We start from the raw sequence: 25,090 nt of genomic DNA on the forward strand, positions 1-25,090 counted from the left end.
GCGTGGCCTCCGTCGCCAGCCAGGGGAGCGCCGGCGCCGTCCGGCGCTCCCCGCGCCGCCCCCTGATCGTGCTCACCTTCATCGGGCCTGCGCTGATCGGCATCGCCGTCTTCCTGATCTATCCGCTGCTCGCGGCGATCTACTTCTCCTTCACCCGCTTCGACATGTTCAATCCGCCGGTCTGGGTCGGCCTCGACTTCTGGCAGTACGTGCTGTTCGACGACCCGACCGTGCGCGTCGCGGCGAAGAACACGCTGATCTTCGTGCTGCTGATGGTGCCCGCCCGGACGGTCGGCGCGCTGCTCACGGCGATGCTGCTCAACGCCATGAAGCGCTCCCGCAGCACCTACCGCACGCTGTACTACCTGCCCGCCCTCGCGCCGCCGGTCACCGCCACCATCGCGTTCGTGCTGCTGCTCAAGCCCGGCACCGGGCCGGTCAACACGCTGCTGGCACAGTTCGGCATCGAGGGGCCGGGCTGGTTCAACGACCCCGACTGGGCCAAGACCTCGCTCACGCTGCTCGCGCTGTGGGGCGTCGGCGACCTGATGATCATCTTCATGGCGGCGCTGCTCGATGTGCCCAAGGAGCTGTACGAAGCCGCGTCGCTCGACGGCGCGTCCCGCCGCCACCAGTTCCGCTACGTCACCCTGCCCACCATCTCGCCCGTGCTGCTGTTCGCCGTCATCACCGGGATCATCGGGACCCTCAACTACTTCACCCAGGCCGCGGTCGCCGGCAGCGTCGCCTCCGGCCAGGTCACCTCCGGCAGCGGCATCGCCGGGACGTTCGGCTACCCCGAGAACGCGACGCTGACCTACCCCATGCGGCTGTACTCGATCGGGTTCGGCAACAACCTGTTCGGCGCCGCGAACGTCATGGCCGTGATCCTGTTCGTGGTGTCCATGACCGCCACGATCGTGCTGCTGCGCCGGTTCAAGGCCTTCACCGGGAGCGGCTCATGAGCACACCCCAGGCCCGCCGCGGCGGCTTCCTGCTGTTCGTCGCCCGCCATGCCATCGGCATCGCCCTGGCGATCATGTTCCTCGCCCCGATCGTGTTCCTGCTGCTCACGTCGATGATGACCAGCGACCAGACGCTCACGGCCGACCTGTGGCCGCACAGCTGGCACCCCGAGAACTACGTCGAGGCGTTCCGGCGCACCCCGCTGCTGCGGTTCATCGGCAACACGTTCCTCTACGCGATCCTGGCCACCGGATTCATGCTGCTGGCGAGCGTGCCCGCGGCGTACGCCCTGGCCAAGCTCCGCTGGCGGGGACGCAACCTGACGATGATCCTGATCATCTGCATGATGATGCTGCCCGCGCAGGTCACCACCGTGCCGCTCTACATGATGTGGGCCAACACGGGGCTGACCGGCACCCTGTGGCCGCTCATCCTGCCGATGCTCGCCGGGGACGCGTTCTCCGTCTTCCTGCTGCGCCAGTTCCTCGTCACCATCCCCGACGACTACCTCGACGCGGCCCGCATCGACGGCTGCGGCGAATGGGGCACGCTGCTGCGCGTCATCCTGCCCATGGCCAGGCCCGGCATCGCCGCCGCGGCCATGTTCCAGTTCTTCTACGCCTGGAACGACTACTACGGCCCGTTCCTCTACACCAGCGAGAACCAGGAGAACTGGACCATCTCGCTGGGCCTCGCCTCATTCCGGTCGCTGCACCACGTCGAGTGGCATCTCGTCAGCGCGGCGACCCTGCTCACCATGGTCCCGGTCATCGTCCTGTTCTTCCTCGCCCAGAAGGCGTTCGTGCAGGGTGTCACGCTGACCGGCGTGAAAGGTTGAAACCGCACATGAAGATCGCAGTGGTCGGCGGAGGGTCGACCTACACGCCCGAGCTGATCGACGGGTTCGCCCGCCTCGACGCCGACATCACCGAACTGACCCTGATCGACCCGGCCGCCGAACGGCTGGACGTCATCGGCCGGCTCGCCGCACGGATCATGCGACGCCACGGCCACCCCGGGCGAGTCACCTGGACCAGCGACCTCGACGCCGGGCTCACCGACGCCGACGCCGTCATCATCCAGCTGCGCGTCGGGGGGCAGGCCGCCCGGATCAGCGACGAGACGTTCCCCCTCGACTGCGGCTGCGTCGGCCAGGAGACCACCGGCGCGGGCGGCCTGGCCAAGGCGCTGCGAACGATCCCGGTGGTGCTCGACGTCGCCCGCCGTGCCCGGCTGCGGGCCGCGCCGGGTGCCTGGATCGTCAACTTCACCAACCCGACCGGGCTGCTCACCCGGGCCCTGCTCGACGACGGGCACCGCGCCGTCGGGCTGTGCAACGTCGCCATCGGCTTCCAGCGGCGCTTCGCCGCGCTGCTCGACGTCGCCCCCGAACAGGTGACCCTCGACCACGTCGGGCTCAACCACCTCACCTGGGCACGCGGCGTCCGCGTCGGCGGCGCCGACCGGCTGCCCGAGCTGCTCGAACGGCACCTCGACACCCTCGCCGCACACGTCGGGCTGCCGCCGGAGATCCTCACCGCCCTGGACTGCGTCCCGTCCTACTACCTGCGCTACTTCTACGGCCACGACCGCGTGGTGGCCGAGCAGCGCGGCACACCGAGCCGGGGACAGCAGGTCGCCGCGATGGAGCGCACGCTGCTGGAGCTGTACGCCGACCCGAACCTCGACACCAAGCCCGAGCTGCTCGCCCAGCGCGGCGGCGCGTACTACTCCGAGGCGGCCGTCGGGCTCATCGGGTCGCTGCGCCGCGGCGACGGGGCCGTGCACGCCGTCAACGTCCGCAACGACGGCACCCTGCCGTTCCTGCCCGACGAGGCCGTCATCGAGGTCAGCTGCCGGGTGGACGAGGACGGCGCGGCCCCGCTGCCGGTCCGCCCCGTCGGCCCGCACCTCTCCGGGCTGATAGCCCATGTCAGCGGGTACGAGGAACTCGCCGTGCAAGCCGCCGTCCACGGCGGACGGGAGCGCGTCTACCAGGCGCTGCTCGCCCACCCGCTGGTCGGCCAGCACGAACTCGCCACCGGTCTGGCCGACCGGCTGCTCGCCGAGAACGCCGCGCACCTCGGGTGGGCGGCATGAGCACGCGATACCTCGTCGCCGTCGACGGCGGCAACTCCAAGACCGACGTCATCGTCGCCACCGACGCCGGTGCCGTCCTGGGGCGGGCCCGTGGCCCGGCGTCCTCGCCGCACCTGATCGGCGTACCGGGCAGCATCGCCCTGCTCGGCGGGCTCATCGGGCAGGCGGTCACGCAGGCGGGGCTCGACGCGGCCGTGCCGCTGGACCGGGCCGAGGTCTACCTCGCCGGGGCGGACCTGCCCGACGAGGTGCGGATCCTGACCGAGGCCGTGACCGGCGCGGGGTGGGCCCGCGCCAACCGGGTCGACAACGACACCTTCGCCCTCATGCGGGCGGGCACCGACGCAGCGCGGTCGATCGCGGTGGTGTGCGGTGCGGGCATCAACTGCGTGGGCCGGGACGCCGACGGGCGGACCGCGCGGTTCCCGGCGCTCGGCATGATCACCGGGGACTGGGGCGGCGGGCACCATCTTTCCGAGCTCACGCTGTGGCACGCCGCGCGCGGCGAGGACGGGCGTGGGCCGGTGACGAAGCTGACCGGGGCCGTGGTCGACCACTTCGGGGTCGGGTCGGTCGAGGAGCTGGGCGTCGCCGTACACCTGCGGGAGATCGACCCGGGGCGGATCAGCGAGCTGACCCCGGTGCTGTTCTCGGTCGCGGCCGACGGGGACCCGGTGGCCCGGCGGCTGGTCGCCAAGCAGGCCAATGAGGTGGTTGCGCTGGCCGCCGTCGCCGCCGACCGGCTGGCCATGCGCGACGAGCCGCTGGCGCTGGTGCTCGGCGGCGGTGTGCTGACCGCCCGGCATCCGTTGCTGCACCAGGCGATCGTGGACGGTGCGGCAACGGCGCTGCCCCGCGCGGAGATCGCCGTCGTGGCCCAGCCGCCCGTCACCGGCGCGGCCCTGGCCGGGCTCGACGCGCTGGGCGCGAGCGCGCAGGCCAAGGCCGCGCTGCGGGCGCACATGTGACGCCCTCCGGCCGCCCTTCGGGTGATGTGCCGGGCCGCGGCCATGCCACGCCCCGGCACACCCTTGGAGTGGTCGGTCGGTGCCGGCCCCGAGGTGACCGGCCCCATCGACGCCCTGCTTCTGCTGCTGACCGGGCGGAAGGTCGCACTGTCCCGCCTCGCCGGACCGGGGGTCAGGGATGTGGCATGACCGATGGAGCGCGCGGCCCAAAGGTCCCGCTGCACTCGGGTCCGGCCTGGCACGCCGATCTCGCGGGTCGGGCGGGCCGAACGACAGGATCGGTCCATTCACGACGACAATCGGCGTGATCGAGCTGATCGTCGATGCCGACCCTTGACCGACCCTATCAATAATTGTCGCTGTGACTCCTCGTGCTAGGGCCGTGACCGTCATCGGGCTCGGCGTGGTGGTCGCTGTCTCGACAGCGATACAGGCGCTGGTGACGACGACCGTCGAACAGAAACTGCGCCCGTTCGTGCTGCTGGGAGCTGTCATGACTGGCGTGGTCGCCGCGTGGCAGCTGGTGGCCGGCGCAGCACTGAGCGGCCCCGCTCCGGCGCCTGCACCCACACCCGCACAGCCGCTGCCGCCGTCGACGCCGCTCCCGGCGGACAAGCGCGGCCGGTTGCCGATGCTCACCGCGTCACTGGCCCTGCTCATCGCGCTGGTGAGTGTGCTGCTCCAGTTCCGGCCCGCGGGCGGGGCGCCACCTCAGTCCGACGCATCCGCGCCGCCGACCCTGCTCGCGTCGGCGAGCGCGTCGGCGGCCGGGTCGCCCTCGGCGAGCGTGACCCGGCCGACGGCCTCGCCCAGCGCCGATCGCGGCGCTTCCCGCTCCGCGCCGACGACCATGGTGTGGAAGGGTGTCGACGACGAGACGAGCCTGTGGTGGTCGACGTACAACGGCGGACGCTGGAGTGAGCAGCGGGCCTTCTCCGACCGCAGCACCCGCACCAGCCCGGCGCTGGCCTCCAGCGGCGGCAAGGTCTACATGGCGTGGCGCGAACCCGGCGACAGTCACATCTTCTGGTCGGCGTACGACGGCGGCGGGTGGACGTCACCGCGCAGGCTCGACGACCGGCGCACCGAGACCTCACCGGCTCTGGGTGTTTCCGGCAGCCGGCTCGTCATGGCGTGGCGCGGCGTCGACGGCGACACCGGCATCTACTGGTCGACGTTCGACGGCTCCCGCTGGAGCGATCAGCGCAGTGCCGGCGGCCGGGCCACCGCGGGCAGCCCGGCGCTGGGCAGCGCCGCCGGGAAGCTGTACATGGCGTGGCTGGAAGCCGCCGACGGCGGCACGTACTGGTCGGTGCTCAGCGGGTCGTCGTGGTCGTCGCCGGAACAGCTGCCGGACCGTTGGACGACCACCGGCCCCGCCCTGGGCAGCGACGGTTCCAGGCTGGTCATGGTCTGGAAGGGCGCGGTGGAGGACAACGTCTTCTGGTCGGTGTTCGACGGCTCGGCATGGTCGGCGCAGGAGGTGTTCCCGCACGGTGCCGCCACCGGCATGGTGCCCGCGTTGAACAGCCGCAAGGGATCCTTGTTCATGGCGTGGCGCGAGGCCGGGGACAGCCATCTGGTCTGGTCGCGATATGACAGCGGGCAGTGGTCGAGCCCTCGGATACTCGACGACCGGCGCACCGGCACATCCCCGGCCATCGCCTGAGATCGTCACCTTCCGCGTCGCGGCGCTGCTCGGTCGACGGCTCCGGTGCGGCCGCGGTGCTGACCTCGGCTTCGCCGCGAGCGCGTTCACTGGTGGCTGGGCGCATTGCCGTCGGGACGTAGGGTGTCGGCGTGATTGATACGGCGGTGGCGGGCGCGAACGCGCTGACGCGGCGATGGGTGGACACACTCGGTTACGAAGCCTCCGTGGCCGTGTCGGGTGCCGGGGTGTGGCCGCTGCTGGCCTACCTCGCTCCTGCCGCCGACGGCGCCGGCCGTGACGAGCTGTCGGCGGCGGCCGGGCTGGCGGCCGACGATGCGGCCGGGGCGGCGGCCGCCCTGGTCGCGCTGCTCGGCTCGGCGCCTGGGCTCCGGGCCGCGATCGGCGCGTGGGTGCACCCACGACTGCCGGTGCGGCCGCAATGGCGCGACAGCCTGCCGCCCGGCACCGTCGGGGTGCTCGGCGAGCAGGCGCAGCTGGACGCCTGGGTACGCGAGCAGACCGGCGGGCTGCTCGACAAGCTGCCGATCAAGGTCGATGCCGAGACGCTGCTGGTGCTGGCCTCGGCGCTGGTCGCCCGGACACGGTGGGTCCAGCCGTTCGCCGACGGCATGCTCGTCGCCGCCGCCGGACCGTGGTCCGGCCGTCGCCTGGCGGGCCTGCACCGGACCACCGCCGACCGGGATCTGCTCGCGGTGTACGAGACCCCGGCGGGGCCGGTATCCGTGCTGACCGTCCAGGGTACCGACGGCATCGAGGTGGACCTGGCCATCGGCCTGCCCGACGCCCCGGCCGCCGCGGTGATCGCCGCGGGGATCGACGCCCCGTCGGCGGTCCCGGCGCGGCGAGGCTCGCAGCTCGCCGAAGGCGAGAGCGCGCCGGGCGTGACCGTGAGTCTCGGCTGGGCCTACGACGACACCCCTCGGCTGCAGGCGAGCCTGCCGAGGTTCACCGTGACGTCGTCTCACGACCTGCTGGCGAACGCCGACGTGTTCGGCCTGCGTACGGTGTCGGATCTCAGCCGGCAGCGGCTGCCGGGGGTGAGCGACCACCCGCTGGGCGTCGGCGCGGCGGCGCAGGACCTGACCGCGTCGTTCACCGCCGAGGGGTTCGAGGCGGCGGTGGTGACGGCGTTCGGGATGCGTGCGGGCAGCGCGCCGCCGTCGGGGCGCCCGCTGCAGGTGCGGCTGCTGCTCGATCGGCCGTTCGGCTTCGTGGCCCGGCACCGGCCGTCGGGCCTGGTGCTCGTCGCGGGCTGGGTCGCGCAAGGTGCGGCGGCGGGCAGCTAGGGGACTGGCGTGTTCGCGGTCGGTCGGATGGGGCGGATGGCCGGCCGAACACCATTGGCGACACGGCGCGAACGTTCGGAATCGCTGTACGCAAAAGCGATACCGGCTGGCCGAAAAGACGGCGCCATAAATCACCGTCACAGCATCCTCGCCCGAGTGCCGGTGCCCTCGCGAGTTCGACCATTCGGCCCGACCTGGGCTGCATAAGGACTAGTAAGAGCATCTTCACCTGGTGTAACGCGCTGGCGAATGCCGTCACGGGTAGGTTCCCACCCCGTGGAGTGATGTCGGCGATCGGTCATCCTCGGCAGACTCGGCCGCAGCTTCCATCCGCTTTATCCGGGTGGGGAATCGTCGAGCATTGGAGTCGCGCCATGCGCATGTACCGACAACGATGGGCGCGCTGGGCCTCGGCCGGAGTCGCCGTGCTGGTCCTCGGCTCGGCCTCCGCGGCGTGGGCCGACAACGTCGTGGCCGACGGCGACGGGGCCACGCCGGTCACCGGCAGCGGCCTGAGCTTCGGCACCGTCTGCCTCGGCTCCACCGTCACGAAACCGGCCCTGATCGGCATCGGGCGCAACGGCGCGTCGACCGGACCGAACGTCTTCGCCAACGGCGCCACCGTCACGGTCTCGGTGACCGGCGTGACGGGAACCGGGCTGAGCACCACTCCGGGCAGCGGCGCGATCGGCACCGTCACCCTGCCGTCCAACTGGAGCGCGCAGCCCAACAACACGGTCGCGGGAGCGCTGAGCCTGCCCGTGCAGCTCGCCGCCACCACGCCGGGCCCGGTGACCGGATCGGTGTCGCTGGCCGCCGTCGCCGGCTCGGTGAACCGCGCGAATTCGCTGGCCGTGTCGGCGACGGTGGTCGCCTGTGACACCACCGCACCGGTGCTGCACCTGCCCGGCTCGCTCACGGTCGAGGCGACCGGTCCCGGCGGCGCGGTCGTGGCGTACACGGCCACCGCCGACGACGAGAACCCGGCGCACCCCACGGTCACCTGCGATCACCCGTCCGGTGCGACCCTGCCGCTGGGCACCACGACGGTGACGTGCGATGCCACGGACGCTGCGGGCAACACGGGCACCGGGCAGTTCACGGTGACCGTCGCCGACACGGTCGGGCCGGTCATCCAGCCCGTCGCCGACATCACCGGCGTGGAGGCGACCGGTCCCGACGGCGCCGTGGTCACGTACCAGGCGCCGGCCGCCACCGACGCAGTGGCCGGGACGGTGCCGGTCAGCTGCACGCCCGCGTCCGGCGCGGCCTTCCCGCTGGGCACCACGACCGTCACCTGTACGGCCTCCGACGGGAACGGGAACACCTCGCAGCAGACGTTCGACGTCACGGTCCAGGACACGCAGGCGCCGGTGCTCGCGGTGCCCGCGGACCTCACCGCCGAGGCGACCTCCGGCGACGGCGCTGACGTGACCTACCCGGCGGCCTCGGCGCAGGACGTCGTTGACGGCGCGATCACGCCGACCTGCGCACCCGCCTCCGGCAGCACGTTCCCGCTCGGCGTCACCGAGGTCACCTGCACCGCCACCGACAGCGCGCACAACACGGCCACCGGCACGTTCACGGTGACCGTGGCCGACACGACGCCGCCGGCCATCACCGGCACCCCCGCCGACATCACCGCGGAGGCGACCGGGCCGGACGGTGCCACCGTGAGCTTCACCCCGCCGACCGCGACGGACCTCGTCGACGGAACCGTCGCGGTGGAGTGCGCCCCTGGCTCGGGCGGGTCGTTCCCGGTCGGTGCCACGACGGTGACCTGCTCCGCCCGGGACGCGGCCGGCAACACCGCCGGCAGCACCTTCCAGGTCACGGTGCGCGACACCACGCCGCCGTCGCTGACGCTGACCGCGGACCAGGTCATCACCGCCACCGGCCCGGACGGCGCGGTCGCGACGTTCCACCCGGAGGCGACCGACCTGGTCGACGGGTCCGTGCCCGTCACCTGCTCGCCCGCCTCCGGCGCCACCTTCGCGATCGGCACGACCGAGGTGACCTGCTCGGCGACCGACCACGCCGGCAACACGGCGCAGGGCTCGTTCAAGGTGATGGTTCGCCGTACGATCAGCGGCTTCTATCAGCCGGTCGACATGAACCGGGTGATCAACACGATCAAGGGCGGCAGCACGGTGCCGCTGAAGTTCGAGGTGTTCGCCGGGCCGGTCGAGGCCACCACGACGAGCATCATCGCGGCGATCTCGGTGAAGCAGTACGACTGCGACCCGAACGCCCCGCTGGATCCGATCGAGGTCACCGCGGCCGGCAACACCAGCCTGCGGTATGACAGCACCGGCGGGCAGTACGTCTACAACTGGCAGACGCCGAAGACCAAGGGCCTGTGCTACCAGGTCGGCGTCTCGACCGTCGACGGCGCCACGGTGATCGCGCTGTTCCGGACCACCTGATCACACAGCGAGTGGGAGGAGAGGCGGGCATCGGCTCGCCGCTCCTCCCGCATCCCACTCGTCGTGTCGGTGCTCCGGCGTGGTTTGAGGGCGACTGCCGATGCTGATCCAAGACCGCGCCACGTGCCACATCCGGCGGGGACGCATACCGATCGACGGGGACCTGGCATCCGGGCAGCTCGTGGCGCGACCGTCCCGGCGCAGCCGCCCGTCATGGCCTGTCGGCGAGCTGCACCCTTACTGCGGCAGCTGCGTCGATATGGCACCCTGAGCGCGGAGCGCCTCGATCTCACGCCGGGTGGGCGGATGCGGTTCTTTCGGAACAAGCGTGTGGTGCGGTGGTTGCTGCTGTGCGGCGCTCCGGTCGCGGGCGTCGCAGCCGGCGCGCTGACGAACATCATCACGCAGCGATGGAGCTGGTGGACGTTCGTCGCGCTGGCCGTGGTGACCGCCTTCGTCACGGCCGGCGCGGTGGCGGCTGCTCCGCCGGGCGCCTCCGACGGTGGAGGCGGCACCGGGCCTGTCGGCGCGACCTCGGTGCTCACACCTCCGGCGGGTACGCGAGTCTTCACTGGCCGGCAGCGGGAGCTGGAGCAGCTGATGGCTGATCCGCAGAAGCCCGACCGGATCGACCCCGTCGTCAAGGTCGTCACCGGGCTGCCGGGTTCGGGCAAGACAGAGCTGGTGATACGCGCGTGCCAACAGCTGCGTGATCGGTATCCCGACGGGGTGTTCTGGCTGCGGATGCGGACCTACGCTCGGGCGGAGTCTCGCTTGAGCGCGGGGGAGGCACTTCGCTACCTGCTGAGCGCGTCCGGCGCCGCCCAGGTCCTGTACAGCACCGACCTGTCGCGCCTCACTGCCGCCTGGCGGGCGGCGAGTGCTTCGCGCAGGCTGCTGGTCGTGTTGGACGACGTCAAGGACGCGGCGCAGGTTCGCGCGCTGCTGCCTGTCGGTAACAGGTCCGCCGTCTTGGTGACCAGCCGAAATGTCCTGGTCGGGCTTGATCCTGATCTGACTCTCCAACTCGGGTTGCTCGAGGAGGAAGAGGCTAGGCTGCTTGCCGCCGAGATTCTGCGGCGGGCGGGCCGCCCAGAGGATGCGCTGGGATCGCTGATCGCGTCGAAGTTCCGGCTCCCCCTCGCCATCCGCCAGGTTGCCGACTTCGCCTCGGCCAACCCCGGTGCGGGGCTCGACGTCGTCGCCGGGGACGAGGTCGCCACATCGTTTGCCCTTTCGGTGGCCCGCCTGCCTGGTGAGGCGCGGCTCGTACTTCGGAGAGTGGCTCGGTACCCCGGCTCGTCCATCACGCCGGCGGTGGCGGCGGCCCTGGCGGGGCTGCCTGAGAAGAAGGCACGCGAGATGCTGATGGTGCTGTACCGGCGAGGGCTGCTCGAGGTCGAGACCGCCGGTGCAGCGTTCCGGCTTCACGACCTGATCAGGGAGGTCGCATCGTCCGGCGGTGCGGGTCGCGACCTTCCGTTCGAAGCACGACGAGCCGACCGCAGGCTCTTCGCGTACGTCGAGGAGTCGGTCGCGTCAGCGTCGCGGATGATGTGGCCGGGCGACGATGCGACAGACCACGCGCGCCGACCGTACCGCGGCGGTATCGCGCTTCCGGTCTTTCATGACGACATAGACGCCCTCGGCTGGCTCGATACGAACTACTCGGACCTGAAAGCGACGTTGCGCATGATGATCGCGGCCGAGTCACGCCACGCCTGGCGGATCGCCTGCAACCTCGAGTTCTATCAGCGCATGCGTGGGTTCTTCGCCGATGCCGTCGAACTGCTGACTGCCTGCCTGACGGTTGTCGAGAAGCAGGGTGACGTCTTCGGGCAGGCCGTCGTACAGCAAGGCCTCGGCCTGGCGCAGCGGTTCGTCAACAACTACGACGCGGCGCGAGCGCACACGACGGAGGCACTGAGGCTCCACTCCCAGGTCGGCTACGCAGCCGGACAGGCTGAGGCTCACCATGAGCTGGGCAAGCTTGCAGTGGTCGCGGGAGACGAGCACGGCGCCCGGCTGCACGCCGAGGCAGCTGGCAGGTTCGCGATCGCCGCTGACGATGCGGCGGCGATGGCCGTATCGCATCTCGATTTCGGCATCGTCGAGTGGATGTGCGGTCGGCTGGAGCTTGCGCGCGAGCACCTGCTCAAGGCAGAGGAGCAGCTGCAGCACGTCGGCGTCCGTCACCTGATCGCGCTGTCGCGGCATTACCTGGGTCGTGTCACTCTCGAAGCAGGTGAGACCGGAGAGGCCAGATCCCTGCTGACGAGCGCGCTGGAGATGGTGGAGGCGAGTGCCGACATCCGCCTCGTTCCCACGATGCTCGTCTCCCTCGGTGACCTGGAGATTCAGCTCGGCAACTGGGATGCGGCCGGTTCCGTGCTGGACAGAGCCTTGAGGCTGTCAGCGGAGGCGGGACTGCGTGTGGACGAGGCGAGAGCATGCCTGGCGCTGGCGCGGCTGCCCGAGGCCGCCGACGGGCGTCCGGTGGCTCTGCGGCACCTGCAGAGTGCGCTGTCGATCTACCAGGCACTGGGGTTCGATCTTCTGGTGGCTAAGGTTCAGGCGCAGCTCGACGAGATGTCAGGGGGACGCTGATCTCCTGTGGTGCCGCCGGGGGAGGAGTTGCAAACGTTGCCGAACGCGATCGTATCGAGCAGGCGACATTGCGAACGCCGTTCTCCACGGGACCGGCCGCGGTCCGCGGCCGGTCCCGTGCGGGCCTCACTTCATCCACAAGGTGTCCGCGACGGCGACCTGCGGTGCTTTCGGATCCCGTGACATCAGCACCTTCAGCGTGGCTACGCGCTTCGACGTGATCGTGATCGTGACCCGAGAGGGCTGCTCGGAGCAGCGCACGGTCTTGACGGCGCTGACGCTGCCCATCTTGAGTGTCGCCTTGATCGTGCCGGTGCCGGCACAGGTCAGCTGCAGCACGTAAGTACCGGCCGCGGCATCCGGGTGGACGTTCTCCGTTTCGCCGGTGACCATGCCGACCCCTCCGCCCAGGCCGCTGCCGCCGGTGCGTTGCAGCGCGGTCTCCGCGATGGTCATCAACGGGTCGTTGACCATCACCGCGAACCCGGAGCGGGCGCGGGCCACGTCGTCCCCGGACACCGACAGCGTGATGAGACCCGGTACGTGCAGCCAGACCTCGACGTGCTGGGTCGGCGGGAAGCGCTCGGCGGGGTCGACGCACGGGGCGTCGATGGTGCCCCGGCCGCTGTCGGCCTGCCAGGTCACGGCGATCCTGCCGACACCCCGGCAGATCACGAACAGGGTGTACCTCCCGGTGGGCAGCGGTTGCTCGGCGGTGCCGAGGCTGTAGCCGGACCGGTCGGTGGCGTCGTCCACCGATCCGTACACCGCGCCCCGCCGCACCTTCCCCGGCTTCATGCCGAGCCGCTCCAGCGCGCTGACGCTGAGCCGGCGCAACTGCTGCGGCCCCAGCGTCGGCCCCGCCGACACCGTGGGGGAGGGGGCCGCTGACGGTGTGGCAGGGTCGGCCGGTGCCGGTGCGCTCAGCGACGCCGCCGAGTAGCCGCCCGCCGCCAGCACGAGCGCGGTCAGGGCCGCGACGGCCGAGACGCGGGCCGTGCGCCGCCGCCGCACGGTACGGTGCGCCGCGGGTGCCCCCGGCACCACGATCTCCTCCGGCGCCTGCATCCGGAACTGGAAGAAGGCATCGGCCAGCGGCTCGCGCCCAGTCTGCTCAGGCATTGCGGACCTCCTCTGCGCCCGGGTTCACGGCCGGCTGCAGCTGCTCGCCGAGCGCGGTCCGCGCCCGGTGCAGCCACGACTTCACGGTGCCGGTCGACACCTTCATCGACTCAGCGATGTCGACGACGGCCTGGTCGGCCAGGTAGTGCAGCACCACCGCCTGGCGGGGCCGCGGCGGCAGCGTGCGCAGCGCCGCGAACAGGGCCACCCGGTCGGGGCTCGGCTCGGGGGCGTACACCTCCTGGTGCCTGCGCCGGAACGCGGCGGCGGCCCTGGCCCGCCGGAAGTGCGACGTGGCCAGGTTCCAGGCGACGCGGCGCACCCAGGCGACCGGGTCGTCGTACGCGCTGACGTCCTTCCACCGCGCCAGCGCCCGGCAGAACGCCTCCTGCGTGACGTCCTGCGCCTCCTGCCGGTCGCCGAGGTACGCGAACAGCTGCGTCGTCACCGACGTGAAGTGCGCCGCGTACAGCTCGTCGAAGTCGTGGTGCCTCACTTCGTTCTCCGCGCTGCCGAGCCGCGTGGGCCCGGAAGCGCGGGGAGCGCCGAGCGCAGGCGTCACCGAGTCCTCCCCGGCCGACCTCATCGAAATGCCATCCTGTCCATCCGATCCGTCATGCCGACCCCGTCAGCCGGACGGCGACAACACGACATCCCCGCGCCCAGGGTTGCGTACCCGCCAAGATTTTGTTGGCCCGGACCGGAGCATCTCCGAGACTTCACGACCGCGGCAACCTCCGCGGTGGGCGGCTCCGTCACTTGAAGGAGCCGGTGGAAGGAGCCAGGTGAAGGCCGTTGACGAGGGGGAGTATCGGCAGTTCGCCGGTGCCCGGATGGAACAGTTGCGCCGCACGGCGTTCCTGCTGTGCCGCGACTGGCATCAGGCGGACGACCTGGTGGCGATCACGCTGGGCAAGCTCTACCGCAATTGGGGCAGGGCGCGCCGCGCCGACAACGTCGATGCGTACGTCCGCGGCATCCTCATGAACGCCTTCCTCGACGAGAGACGGCGCCCGTGGCGGCGTGAGGAGCCCGCCGAACACCTGCCGGATCGTGCCGGGCCGCCGGACATCGACATGGCCGACACCCGGGCCGACCTGCTGGGCCTGCTGCACAAGCTGGGCCCCGGCAGGCGTGCGGTCGTCGTGCTGCGTTTCTACTGCGACCTGTCCGTGCAGGACACGGCCGCGATCCTCGACATCAGCGAAGGTGCGGTCAAGAGCCAGGCCGCGCGGGGACTGCACACCCTGCGGCTGCTCGCCGACCCGGATCCGGACACCGACAGGAGGGAGTCGCGGTGAGCTACATCGACCGTTTCGACGAGGCGATCGGCAGCGCGCCGGCGGCGGGCTTCACGATCGATCACATCATCGCGCAGCAGCGGCTCGCCGCCGGCCGGCGGCGGGTCGTGGCCGGCGGTTTGGCGGCCGTGGCGGTGCTGGCGATCAGCGCGGCCGCGTTCGGTGTGGCGCGTTTCGGGGGCGGCCCGGCGTCACCGGCGGTGCCTGGCGCCACGGCCGCGTCCGGCTGGCGGGAGCTGCCGGGCTCGCCGCTGAGCCCGCGTGTGCAGGCGCTGGGGCTGTGGACCGGTGACGAGGCGCTGATCATCGGCGGCAGCGACGCTCCGTGCCCGCCCAGCGCCGACTGCGCCGGCGATCCGGATCCGCTGACCAGCGCCGCCGCGGTGAACCCCGACACGGGCCGTTGGCGCTCGATCGCCGACCTGCCGGTCGCGCTGCGGTGGGCGCAGGGTGCGGTCGTCGGTGGCGTCGCCTATGTCCAGGGCCACACCATCGACGGCGGGTTCGCGCTGCTGGCGTACGTGATCGACGCCGACCGGTGGGAGCAGGTGCCGCTGCCCGCCGGGGAGGCCGACCTGCAGTTGGTCGCGGCCGGAGACCTGCTGGTGGCGGTGCGGGGCAGCCACGAGAACACCCCGGGGCCGGACTACATCTACGACAGGGCGCAGCGGCGCTGGCAGCAGTTGCCGGTTGCTCCGCTGGGCGCCGGGTTCGACCGGGCCATGGCCTGGACGGGGCGGGAGCTGGTCCTGTTCGACCACGAGCTGGTGCCCGATCCGGGTGCCCGTAGGCCCGCGGTCACCCGCGCAGCCGTGTTCGATCCGGCCACCGGCGAGTGGCGGCGGCTGCCGGACTCACAGCAGCTGAGCACGGGCCCGTGGCTGGCCGCGGGCGGCAGCCTGGTCAACCCGTCGCTGGGCGGAGCCGACGGGGGGCAGGTCGGCAACTGGGGCCGCACCTACCCGAACGGCGGGATCCTCGACCCGGCCAACGGCACCTGGTCGGCGCTGCCCGACCCGCCCGGCGGGTACGAGGCCGGTGGCAGTGCCTACGGTGCGACTTCCGCGGTGTACGCGGGGCAGCCGGGGCCGGTGCTGAACACCGCCGTGGGTGTATGGCAGAACGTGGCGCCGCTGCCGACTGGCGATGCGAACGAGCACACCGTCGTGGCCGCCGGCAACCGGATGCTGGTCTCCGGCGGCGTACGGTGGGTCGGCACGGACGCGGAACTCCTCTCCGGTGCTTGGATTTGGGCGCCTCCCAGCTGAATCGGCCTCGGCGGCAGGCGTCACTGCCGCCCATGACGTCCTGGCGGGCGGCGCCGCCGGTCCGCACGCTTCCCAGGGCCGGGATCCTGCGGCACGCCCGAGCCGGGTCGCTCGCACACTACGGCTCACGGGGGCGTGGTCTATTAACGAGCCTGGACACAGACCATCTGGGGCGCCAACTCGCCTATGTGGAGAAGATGCTCCGCGAGCCATGCGCTACGCCCGGGAACACCGCTGCGGGCGGCTGGCGTTCGGTGCCGGTTCGTCTGAGGTCAAGGTGTGCGGCGGAGCCCAATTGGAGCCGCTCTGGGCAGCGACCGCTGGCACCGGGCGACCGGCTAAAGGCTGCTGCAATGGGCCTCGGCATACAACGGCAGACTGCGGAGTAGCCGTTTCCTTACGCTCGGTGTCACAATTTCCGGATCGGTCAATTGGCGAAGGCGGGCGCGATGGGGACAGCGAAGAGGTTGACCGATCTGGTGCAGCGCCTGCAGGCGTTCGCTGAGGGCGATTCGCGCGGTGTCACGGATCCGCGGGCACTCGACCTCGCCCAGACTTTGCTGGACGACGCATACGCTACGCGCGAGGGCGCTCTGGAGGCCAAGCATACGGCGGCCTGGCTTTTGTGGTACAGGTTTCACGCACTGGCACCCGGTGGCGGCAACGCCGCGCGAAAGGATGCGGAAGCACTTTTCGCGCAGATCGCAGCGGTCGACCACACGATGGTTCCCGAGCCGGTGGCTCACCAGCTCGCCGCAGCTAATCCCAGCCTGCCCTCGCCCGAAGAGACAGCCGCCTGCAGAGCCGAGAACCTGGGCCGCTCCTGGTCCTTCGTCTTCAATCGATCCCGCCGAGTCCGGCACCTAGACAATGTGATCCGCGCCCATGCCACGGCGGTAGACGGCACCCCATCGGGCAGTCTCGAACTCGGCCGCAGGCTCACGAACCTCTGCCGGGCCCTTCTGATCCAAGCCCGTCATACCCGCGGCGGTGACATCGACCATGTTCTCAAAACCTACGCTCGGACCTTTCCCAGGCTTGCCGAGCATGATCCAACCAGGCGGCGTGTGCTGGCCGATTTCAGCATTGCTTGGCAGGAACGACACATGGGATCGATTCGGTCCGGAGGCCCCACGGCATCGAGCGCCCCGGCGAAGCAGGCAGGCCGGGACGCGGTCTCCACCAGCAGGACAGCACACAGCACGACACTGTGGACCCTGTTCGCGGCGTTGTTGAACGAGTATGAGCACACCGGCGACCCAGAGGATCTCGACGAGGCCATCAGCCGTGGTGCACAAGCCGCACAACTGGCATCACCTGGCGACCCGCAACACGCCGCCGGCAAGGCGAACCTCGCCGCAAGTCACCTAAGACGCTTCATGTCGACCACAGATCCGGCCGATCTCGACTCGGCCTGGGTACATGGCCGGGACGCCGTCGGACTCACCGCGGCCGGGGATCCGCGTACGGTTCAACACCTCGACATCCTGGGCAACGTGCTGCAGGTCCGTTACTACACTCGCGAGCATGCCGCCGACCTTGACGCCGCCATCGACATCTGGCGACAGGCTGTAAGAGCCGCACAAGACGATTCGCAGGCCCGCAACTACTTCCAAACCCGTCTCGCGACGGCTTTGCTGACACGGATCGAGAACACGGGGCAGAACAATGAACTCGATGAAGCCATCGAACTGGCGAGGCGCTCCGTCGACGAAGCTACAGCGGGTGAGCCCGAGCTGCTGCAGCGCCGCGCGAACCTCGCCAACGCGCTGATGCGACGCTTCGCGCTCACGGGCGACCGGGCAGACCTCGCTGCCGTTGCCAATGTTGGCCGCATCGCCACCTCAGCGATGGCAGACCCAGCTGTGCACGAAAGCCTCGCCGCGACTCTCTCCGCCCTGTACGAACAGACTGACGACTTGGCCGACCTCGACGCTGCAATCTCACACGCAGCAGCCGCCGCGCGGACAAGAGAGGGCAGCCCTGCGACAGGCGCGTACGCGCAGCACCACCTGTGCCGCCTGCTGACAACCCGCTACGAAAGAGCCGGCCGCGCCGCCGACCTCGACGCGGCGGTCGACGCCGGTCGCCGCGCAGTTCGCGACAGCAACAATATGCCGGCGGCGGAGAAGTCGGAACTGATGCATCTCGCCGCGTGTTGCCTATTCAACCGCTACCAGCGGAACGGAGGCTCAAAAGACCTCCAAGACGCCATCGGCCTCTTTCGGCAAGCCGCTGACACCGCCAGCTCGACCGACCCGAACCGTCCGACGTTTCTTAACGACCTTGCTGTAGCTATGGGCCGCCGCGCTGGCGAACATTTGGACGAGCTTGCGTCGCTGGACGCTGCGGTGGCCGCCGCCCGCACGACGGCTCAATCAGGTGACATCACATCCGAGTTTCAGATCCACCGCTTGACAACGCTAGCTGACGCACTGATCAACCGCTTCCGTCGCACGGGCGACCCGGATGACATCAATACCGCGGTCGACGTCTATCGGCGGGCGATAGCCAACCACCCGAACAGTGGGCCCCAACTGTTCACCAACCTCGGCATCGCGCTCCGGCTCCGGTACGGCCGCACTCATGAGGTAGCCGACCTGGATGCGGCTGTCGGAGCCAGCCAAAAGGCAGCGATCCTCGATCCAGACAACCCGGAGCTGCCCGGCATACTGACCAACCTTGGCAATGCACTCACAGCACGCTTCGATGCCACCGGCGCCGCGGGGGATCTGGATAACGCCATCGCCCACCTTCAGCGAGCTGCTGACCTGACTGTGTCCCATGATCCGAAGAAGGCGTTGCGGCTGACTAATCTGGCGGCTGCCTACCAGCGAAGATTCGGCGAGACCGGGCATCTGGGCGACATCGAGCAGGCAGTGGACGCCGCGACCCGGGCCGTGCACTCCTACCACCCAAACCAGCAGACACGCGCCAACTCGCACACCGCCGCCGCAAACGCTTTGATCGCTCGATATGAGCGCTTGGGTGAAACTAAAGACCTCGACGCTGCGACCACCCATTGCCGGGCAGCCGCCGAACACACCTCGGCTGAGCACCCCGAACGCGCACGCTGCTTGGCCAACCTTGCTGCCGTACTGCGACACCGTTACTCACGTCACGGGGTCAGCGCCGACCTTGACGAGGCGATCGCCACCGCTCATGAAGCGGTGCGCAGCACGCACCTCTACGACCCCGAGTATGGAATTAGGCTCTCCAACCTCACCGTCGCACTCCGTGCTCGTCATGCGCTGACCGGCAGTCCCACCGATCTACAGGACGCAATCGACATCGCGCGACGCGCGGCGGCGTTGGCTGCACCAGGCGAGCCACGCGCCGTACGTCAGACAATTCAACTCAGCCAAGGACTGATCGACCGGTTCGACCAGTCCGGCGATCCGGCCGACCTCGCCGAGGCGATCGCGGGGTACCGCCAGGCCGTCAACGCGTTACCTTCCCATCACCCGGACCGTGCCACCTGCGGCTACAACCTCGCCGATGCACTGATCAGACGCTTCGATCAGGCCGGTGACGCTGGCGATCTCACCACCGCCATCACACTGTGGAAGCGGAGCGCGGCACAGACCAACGCACCGTCACAAGTGCGCGTACTCGCCGCTGGCCGAGCAGCTCACCTGAGTGCTCAGCTGTACAAACCGGCGGGGGCCGCTGCGGCATATCACGACGCAGTCAGCCTGCTCCCACTGCTGGCCTGGCGTGGTATCCAACGACAAGACCAGGAACGGCTCATCCTCTCGTCGGCAGGGTCGACAGCCCGCGATGCTGCAGCTGCAGCCACTGCCGCGCTAGCCGATGGCATACACCTCGTCCTGTCCGAAACAGGCCCACTGGCCATTTCAGCGGGTCTGCCCGTGCAGGTCGTCGAAAGCGGGCGATGCCTCATCTGGTCGGCGAAGCTGGACATCCGAAGCGACTTGAGCGACCTGGAGCAGCAGTATCCCGACCTCGCGGCCCGGCTGCGCTCCTGCCGTGCCCGTCTCGAGGCGGAAGGCGAGGCTGGGCAACCGTGACGCGTGTTCCGCGGAGGCGGCGGTCCTGATGGCGTTTCGATGCGACAGCCGCGAGTCGGGCAGTCCTCGGCGTCATGCATCGCCTGCTCGTGCAAGACCAGCCGGTTTCCCACGACGAAGTCGGCCCGTCGGGAGCGGTGATCACCGAAGCGGCAGTTCACCTCCTATAATGATCCTCTACGTAGGGTTAACGTGGCTCCGGAATTACATTGCCAACGCCGGGTGAAGCTGACAGGGTGGTCGCCATGACGATCAGAATCGAGTCTTCTCCGATCCGGTGAGCGACCTCGGCGAGCGCGAGGCGCTCGAACCACGTACGCTGCTCGACCACGCCACGATGCTGCAGCTCGCTCATCCGGACGGTCCGCTGCCCGGCGGCGGGCGGCCGTATCCCGACGAGGACCACTTCGCCGGCCTGTCCCGCTCCGGCCAACCGCGTGTCGCACGCTGGCAACAGGTGATCGACATTGTGACATCGATCTACGAGGACGAGCCTTCCGCGGACCGCGCCTGTGAGGTCATGGCCGATGCGCTGACATCGCTGCGAGTGGAGTCACGGTTCGCCTGGCTGTTGGCCGAGGCGGTGGTGTCCTTCGATCCGGTCTGGCGGCGCGAGGTCGGGCGGGCCCTGGCATACCGCAGCCGGGAACGCGGCAGGGTGGCCGTCGGGCTCGCCCTCCTTCACGGCGTGGCCGAGCCGTGCGACACCGCCCCGGTCCGGATGCTGGGCCTGCTGGGCAGGAACTTCGGCGAGACGGCCATGGGGGTTCTCCAGCACATCCCCGGTGCTGCTGAGGACCTGGTGTGGCTGGCCCAGCGGTCGGACCCGTGGCGGCACGCTCACGCCGTCACCGCGTTGTGCTCCGTCGGTGATCCCGCGACGTTCGGCTGGCTGCTGCGCGAGGGCGTCAGGCCCGGTGGGCCGTCCGTGACGAACGCGCGGGCGATCGCCGAGACGGTCCGGCTCGCCGAGGTGCTCGACGGCGACGACATCAGCGAGGACCTCGTGGAGCACGCCGGCTGGCTGCTGGTGACGATGACGCTGCGCGGTGCCGGCAAAGCCGAGCTGCGCCGGTACACCGATGCGCCGGGCGCGCTGGCCGGGTTCGCCGCGGCCGCCGACATGATGAGCGCCACGTTCGACAGGTACGCGATGATCGTGTCGCTGCTCGCGGACCTCTACGTGGGCCAGGCCGCGACGCTCGGATGGCCGAGCCGTGAACTGGGTCGCGTACGGGCGGTGCTCGAGCGTCTGCTGGACGAGCCCGCCTGGGCAGCCGTCCTGGACATCGCCGGGCGGTCGACGGATTCCGAGATCTGCCATCGGGCGCGGTGGGCCGCGCTGGTGAGAACCACCTGCGGGCAGCTGCCGCTGACGGAGTCACCGATGGACGACGAGCACAGCCGGATCGCGATCCGCGTATCCGTTCCGGACCCGGGACTCGGCGGCGTTGTCGAGACGAGCATCTTCGTGGACGGCCGTCCGATCGTCGCCGAGGCGTTCACGGCCGGGCCCGCCGAGCAGCCTGAGTACCTGCTCGGGCCCGATCACCGGCTGCGTGCCGACGCCGAAGCGCACGAGGTGCGCCTGGCCGAGGCCGACTGCACCGAAGGCTGCTGCGGCGCGCTGTATGTCACGATCGAGCGCTGTGGCGACGAGGTGATCTGGCGCGACTGGCGCAACCCTGACCAGTCCGGCCTCGCTCTGCCAGCCGTTCGCTTCAGGGCTGCCGAGTACGACGCAGAGATCACCCGGGCTGAGACCGACCACTCGTGGGAATGGCCCGCCCGGGCCGTCGCCCGCCTGCTGCGGGCACGGCTACGCGAGGACCCGGACGTGCTCGGCCGATGGGATTGCCATGCCGGTTGGCTGGAGGCACGCCCGAACGACCAGGGCCGGGTACATGTGTCGTACTCCTATCCCCGACGGCCCGCCAGTGCGGAAGACGTCTGGGTGCAGTTCGTCGCGGATATCGAACTGCCGGCAGGCGACCCCGAGACTGTGATCGACGAGATCGTGCGGCTGCTCGCCGACGACGACCCGCGCCGCCGGCAGCGGTTTGCCGGTGGCAGCGCCGGGGCTGCCCAGGCGCTCGGCTTCGCCTGGGCAGCATGACACTGAACAAGAAGAAGCCCAGCCAGCAGGCCTGATCAGTCCGGCACCACGATGGCCGGACGTATCAGCATCTGGTCGAGATCTTCGGCCTCGTCCTGGACGAACCGGGCGTAGTCGGCGTCGCGGTAGGCGGTCGCGAGAGTGAGCCAGGAGACGAACCCGCCCGAACCTCCGCACACCATCGATCCGCCGTCTCCCCCGCAGATCACGGCAGGGTCGGCGGTCCGCTCCTCGCGGTACGGGTTCTGCCCGATCGCCAGGCCGAACACGTTGGGTCTGCGATGCGGTCCGTCCCGGTGGTCCGCGCACGGGTCGCCGACGCCGGAGCAGGTGTAGGCGCAGATGTCGTCTCTGCAGAACGGAGACCTCACGTCGCCGGGATAGGTGTCGCCCCACCGGAACAGGGTCGCCGCGCCGGCGCCGCAGGCGTACTCCCACTCGTCGGGCGTGAGCAGACGCTGACCGAGCGCCGCCAGACGAGCGACCTCGACGCCGTAGGACGGGGTGTCGTACATCCAGGCGGCCCGCACCGTGCCGTCCGGCGCCAGCACCGCCCGCCCGAAGCCCGCCCACTCGACGTGTTCCGGCATCGCCGAGCCGGTCACCGCGACCCTTCGCCTCAGCTCGTCGACGCGGCGCAGCACCGCCGGCTCGTCGGCCGGCATCGCGGTCAGCCCCGCCTGCACCGCCTCGACCGCGACCAGCAGCGCCGGCACCGACACGGTCCGAAGCGCAGAGGTACGCGAGGCTACGTAGGCGCGGATGTCGTCCGGTATTCCGAACGCCTCGGCCGACTCCCGATAGTTGTGGACCTGGTCCGCGGTAGGAGAGAAGCGGTCCGCGTCGTACCCGACCTGCACCTGCCGCGCCGGCACCAGCGCGAACGGAACTCCATCCACATCGAACACCGCTGTCCAGGTCTGGCGACCCGCGTACGTGTGCAGCCCGACTTCGGCCGACGCGGCGCCCACCCGGCGGGCGATCTGATTCGCCAGCGCCCAGGACTCGGTTTCGTCCGACGCCATCCAGCGTTCCCACGTGATCTCCACCCGGGCATAGTGCCCCGGCTCGCCGACATTCTTTGTCAAAGAGTCGCGTCGTATGTCGGTGGGGTGCGGCATGATCCCCGCGTGATGGACAGTGAGGAGCTGGTCGCCGGGGTCGACGAGGTTCGCTGGGGCCGGATGCGGCACGCGTACGGCCCGGCGGTCGAGGTGCCTGACCTGCTACGCGGGCTGGCCGACGCCGATCCCGCGACACGGGAGACCGCCCTCGACGCGATGTACGGCGGCATCCACCACCAGGGCGACGTGTACGCCTGCACGATCGCGGTGATCCCGTTCCTGCTGCGGATCGCCGCCGACACCGGCAGGCCGGGCCGTGCTGAGGTGATCGAACTGCTCGCGAGCATCGGCGGCGCGGACAGTCCCGAGCCCGGGGCCGGGCTGTACCGGCAGGCGCGGGAGGCCGTCGCGGACGCCTACCCGCTGTGGTCGGCGCTGGCCCGTGATCCCGACCCGGGCGTCCGCGCCGCAGTGCCCGCTGTCCTGCCCGTCTGCATCGCGCGGCCGGCCGACTGCGTGGGCCTGTTGCGAGACCGGTTCGCGGTGGAAGAGGACCTGCCGGTGCGGGTGGCGATCGTCGAAGGCGCCGCCGTGCTCGCCCAGCGCGGCACCGGCACCCAGGAGATCGGCGTATGGCTGGCCGACCTGCTATCCCGCGACGAGGACGTCCAGGTGCGGCTGGCCGCGCTCACCGGACTGGCGCCGCTGCCCGCGCAGCCCGGCCTGCCACCCGTGCAGGTGCAGACCGCGCTGGACCTGCTCGGCGCCGTGTACACGCGGGGGACACCGGCCACCGAGCCGGCCGGATTCACGACCGACACCCTCATCGGGTCGGTGCGCCGGCTGCGTGAAGCCGGAGCCGTCGGCCGCCGCGCATCGCAGGCGGACGGCCTGGTGCGCGCGATCAGCAACGGCCTGGCTGACCGCGTGAGCGACCGCATCACCCTCCTGGAGGCGCTGCTGGCCTCGCCGGACTGGGAACGCCGCCTCGACGCCGTGTACCCGGCGAGCAACCTCATCAACGGCTGGCGCGGACCGTACGAGCAGATCGTGGTCCTGATCGGCGCACAGCTGCACGACGGCCACCCCGAGCTGCGGTCCCGCGCGGCGCACGTGCTGGAAGACCTGGGCGAGCTGGCCCGCCCGGCCGCCGACGCCCTGTTCGCGGCACTCTCCCAGGCGCAGCGCACGGCTGCCCACTTGAGGGCGAGCGGTCAGCTGCCGTGGGTCGTGGAGTGGGCGCAAGACCTGCCGGCCGTCGGACCGGCCTTGAAAGCGCTGGTCGGCACCGGTGATCCACGGGCGTTGCCGATGCTGCAATGGGCGCTCGAACAGCGTCAGCCGCCACGTGACGTCGGGCAGCTCATCGGCCGGTACGGCGAGCAGGCCGTGCACCTCCTGCCGCTCATCCGCCGCCGGCTGCACGAGCTGCGTAAGGACGATCGGCGCGACAACCTCGCGTACGCGATCGCCGCAATGGGCTCGGCCGCCGCCGACGCGGTGCCGGACCTGGTGAAGCTGCCTGCGAGCACCGCCGTCGTCAGGGCGCTCGGGGCCATCGGCCCGGCGGCGGCCCCGGCGATGCGCTGGCTACGGGAGCAGGCCGAGGCCTCCGACAAGCGGGTCGCCGTCGCGGCTGCCGACGCCCTGTATGCCGTCGGCGGGGACGCCGAGGCGGCATTGGCCTGTTACGGCAGGCTGCTCACCGGGGATCAGTACGATCAGCGGGCCGCCGCTGCCGGGCTCGCGGGGCTGGGGTCGCAGGCAGCCGGGTATGCGGGCCAGGTCCGCAAACTGCTACGCCGCAAAGACCCCTATGGCTGGCTGCGGCTGGACGCGGCACGGGCCCTGTGGCACATCGCCGGTGAGGCGGCGGTCTCTCCCGTACTCGAGAGTGTCTGGAACGCCAACCCGCACACCCGCACCGCGATCGCACAGGTTTGGTCGGACATGGGACCGGCCGCCTCGAATGCCGAACCGCTGCTCGAAGCCGAACTCGCCCGCGTACGGCGACACAACGCCACGCCCGACGGCTACAGCTCGGCTCAGGTCGTCGACGACGAGCACCTGCTCCGCGCCTGCCGGGCAGCGCTCACGGCCGTGGGCGGGTGACACGGCAGTCGGGCTACGAGACGCGGGGCCTGCACCTGCACAGGCGCAGGC

The 25,090-nt window shown here is 70.6% G+C and carries 16 protein-coding genes; 13 read left to right on the forward strand and 3 right to left on the reverse strand.

Going from position 1 to position 25,090, the window contains the following annotated elements:
* The first annotated feature begins 2 nt into the window (after window positions 1-2).
* The 8 genes from CS0771_RS22565 to CS0771_RS22600 all read left to right on the forward strand — a co-directional run bounded on the left by CS0771_RS22565 (window position 3) and on the right by CS0771_RS22600 (window position 12,025).
* A complete protein-coding gene (locus tag CS0771_RS22565; protein ID WP_212842851.1) occupies window positions 3-965 on the forward strand; it encodes a carbohydrate ABC transporter permease in 963 nt (320 codons plus the stop codon).
* Window positions 962-1,804 carry a carbohydrate ABC transporter permease gene (locus CS0771_RS22570; RefSeq protein ID WP_212842852.1) on the forward strand — a complete coding sequence of 281 codons (843 nt, stop codon included), beginning with the start codon at window positions 962-964 and terminating at the stop codon, window positions 1,802-1,804. The genes CS0771_RS22565 and CS0771_RS22570 overlap by 4 nt, the downstream gene beginning before the upstream one ends.
* Before the next feature lie 8 nt (window positions 1,805-1,812).
* The gene (locus CS0771_RS22575; RefSeq protein WP_212842853.1) at window positions 1,813-3,066 is read left to right on the forward strand and encodes a 6-phospho-beta-glucosidase; all 1,254 of its coding nucleotides are present in this window, start codon (window positions 1,813-1,815) and stop codon (window positions 3,064-3,066) included.
* Window positions 3,063-4,034, forward strand: coding sequence for an N-acetylglucosamine kinase (locus tag CS0771_RS22580; protein ID WP_212842854.1), 972 nt, complete (start codon window positions 3,063-3,065; stop codon window positions 4,032-4,034). The genes CS0771_RS22575 and CS0771_RS22580 overlap by 4 nt, the downstream gene beginning before the upstream one ends.
* 382 nt (window positions 4,035-4,416) lie before the next feature.
* Complete coding sequence (locus tag CS0771_RS22585) at window positions 4,417-5,703, forward strand: hypothetical protein (RefSeq protein ID WP_212842855.1); 1,287 nt, start codon at window positions 4,417-4,419, stop codon at window positions 5,701-5,703.
* Between the two features lie 131 nt (window positions 5,704-5,834).
* Window positions 5,835-6,992, forward strand: coding sequence for a serpin family protein (locus CS0771_RS22590; protein ID WP_212842856.1), 1,158 nt, complete (start codon window positions 5,835-5,837; stop codon window positions 6,990-6,992).
* Window positions 6,993-7,366: 374 nt separating this feature from the next.
* Window positions 7,367-9,418: an HYR domain-containing protein gene (locus CS0771_RS22595; RefSeq protein WP_212842857.1), complete on the forward strand. Its 2,052-nt coding sequence runs from the start codon at window positions 7,367-7,369 to the stop codon at window positions 9,416-9,418.
* A gap of 306 nt (window positions 9,419-9,724) precedes the next feature.
* Window positions 9,725-12,025, forward strand: coding sequence for a tetratricopeptide repeat protein (locus CS0771_RS22600; RefSeq protein WP_212842858.1), 2,301 nt, complete (start codon window positions 9,725-9,727; stop codon window positions 12,023-12,025).
* A 126-nt stretch (window positions 12,026-12,151) separates the two neighbouring features.
* Here the strand turns inward: CS0771_RS22600 and CS0771_RS22605 are convergent, their stop codons facing one another.
* Entirely contained in the window at window positions 12,152-13,147 is a 996-nt protein-coding gene (locus tag CS0771_RS22605; RefSeq protein ID WP_212842859.1) for a hypothetical protein, read from the reverse strand.
* Window positions 13,140-13,643 (reverse strand): SigE family RNA polymerase sigma factor, encoded by a 504-nt coding sequence (locus CS0771_RS22610; protein WP_244870959.1) that lies wholly within the window; start codon window positions 13,641-13,643, stop codon window positions 13,140-13,142. Before CS0771_RS22610 ends, CS0771_RS22605 begins: the two co-directional genes overlap by 8 nt.
* Before the next feature lie 289 nt (window positions 13,644-13,932).
* Between CS0771_RS22610 and CS0771_RS22615 the strand changes: the two genes are divergently transcribed.
* From CS0771_RS22615 to CS0771_RS22630, 4 genes are all read left to right on the forward strand, one after another.
* Window positions 13,933-14,448 (forward strand): SigE family RNA polymerase sigma factor, encoded by a 516-nt coding sequence (locus tag CS0771_RS22615; protein WP_212842861.1) that lies wholly within the window; start codon window positions 13,933-13,935, stop codon window positions 14,446-14,448.
* Window positions 14,445-15,716 carry a hypothetical protein gene (locus CS0771_RS22620; protein ID WP_212842862.1) on the forward strand — a complete coding sequence of 424 codons (1,272 nt, stop codon included), beginning with the start codon at window positions 14,445-14,447 and terminating at the stop codon, window positions 15,714-15,716. The genes CS0771_RS22615 and CS0771_RS22620 overlap by 4 nt, the downstream gene beginning before the upstream one ends.
* A 467-nt stretch (window positions 15,717-16,183) precedes the next feature.
* Window positions 16,184-19,747, forward strand: coding sequence for a hypothetical protein (locus CS0771_RS22625; RefSeq protein ID WP_212842863.1), 3,564 nt, complete (start codon window positions 16,184-16,186; stop codon window positions 19,745-19,747).
* A 277-nt stretch (window positions 19,748-20,024) separates the two neighbouring features.
* Window positions 20,025-21,863 carry a hypothetical protein gene (locus CS0771_RS22630; RefSeq protein WP_212842864.1) on the forward strand — a complete coding sequence of 613 codons (1,839 nt, stop codon included), beginning with the start codon at window positions 20,025-20,027 and terminating at the stop codon, window positions 21,861-21,863.
* Between the two features lie 35 nt (window positions 21,864-21,898).
* On the opposite strand, the gene CS0771_RS22635 is transcribed toward CS0771_RS22630, so the two are convergent.
* A complete protein-coding gene (locus CS0771_RS22635; protein WP_212842865.1) occupies window positions 21,899-22,912 on the reverse strand; it encodes a hypothetical protein in 1,014 nt (337 codons plus the stop codon).
* 81 nt (window positions 22,913-22,993) lie between these two features.
* Between CS0771_RS22635 and CS0771_RS22640 the strand changes: the two genes are divergently transcribed.
* Window positions 22,994-25,039, forward strand: a complete 2,046-nt coding sequence (locus CS0771_RS22640; protein WP_212842866.1) for a hypothetical protein — start codon at window positions 22,994-22,996, stop codon at window positions 25,037-25,039.
* Window positions 25,040-25,090: the final 51 nt, after the last annotated feature.

The organism is Catellatospora sp. IY07-71 (genome assembly GCF_018326265.1).
Taxonomy (GTDB): domain Bacteria; phylum Actinomycetota; class Actinomycetes; order Mycobacteriales; family Micromonosporaceae; genus Catellatospora.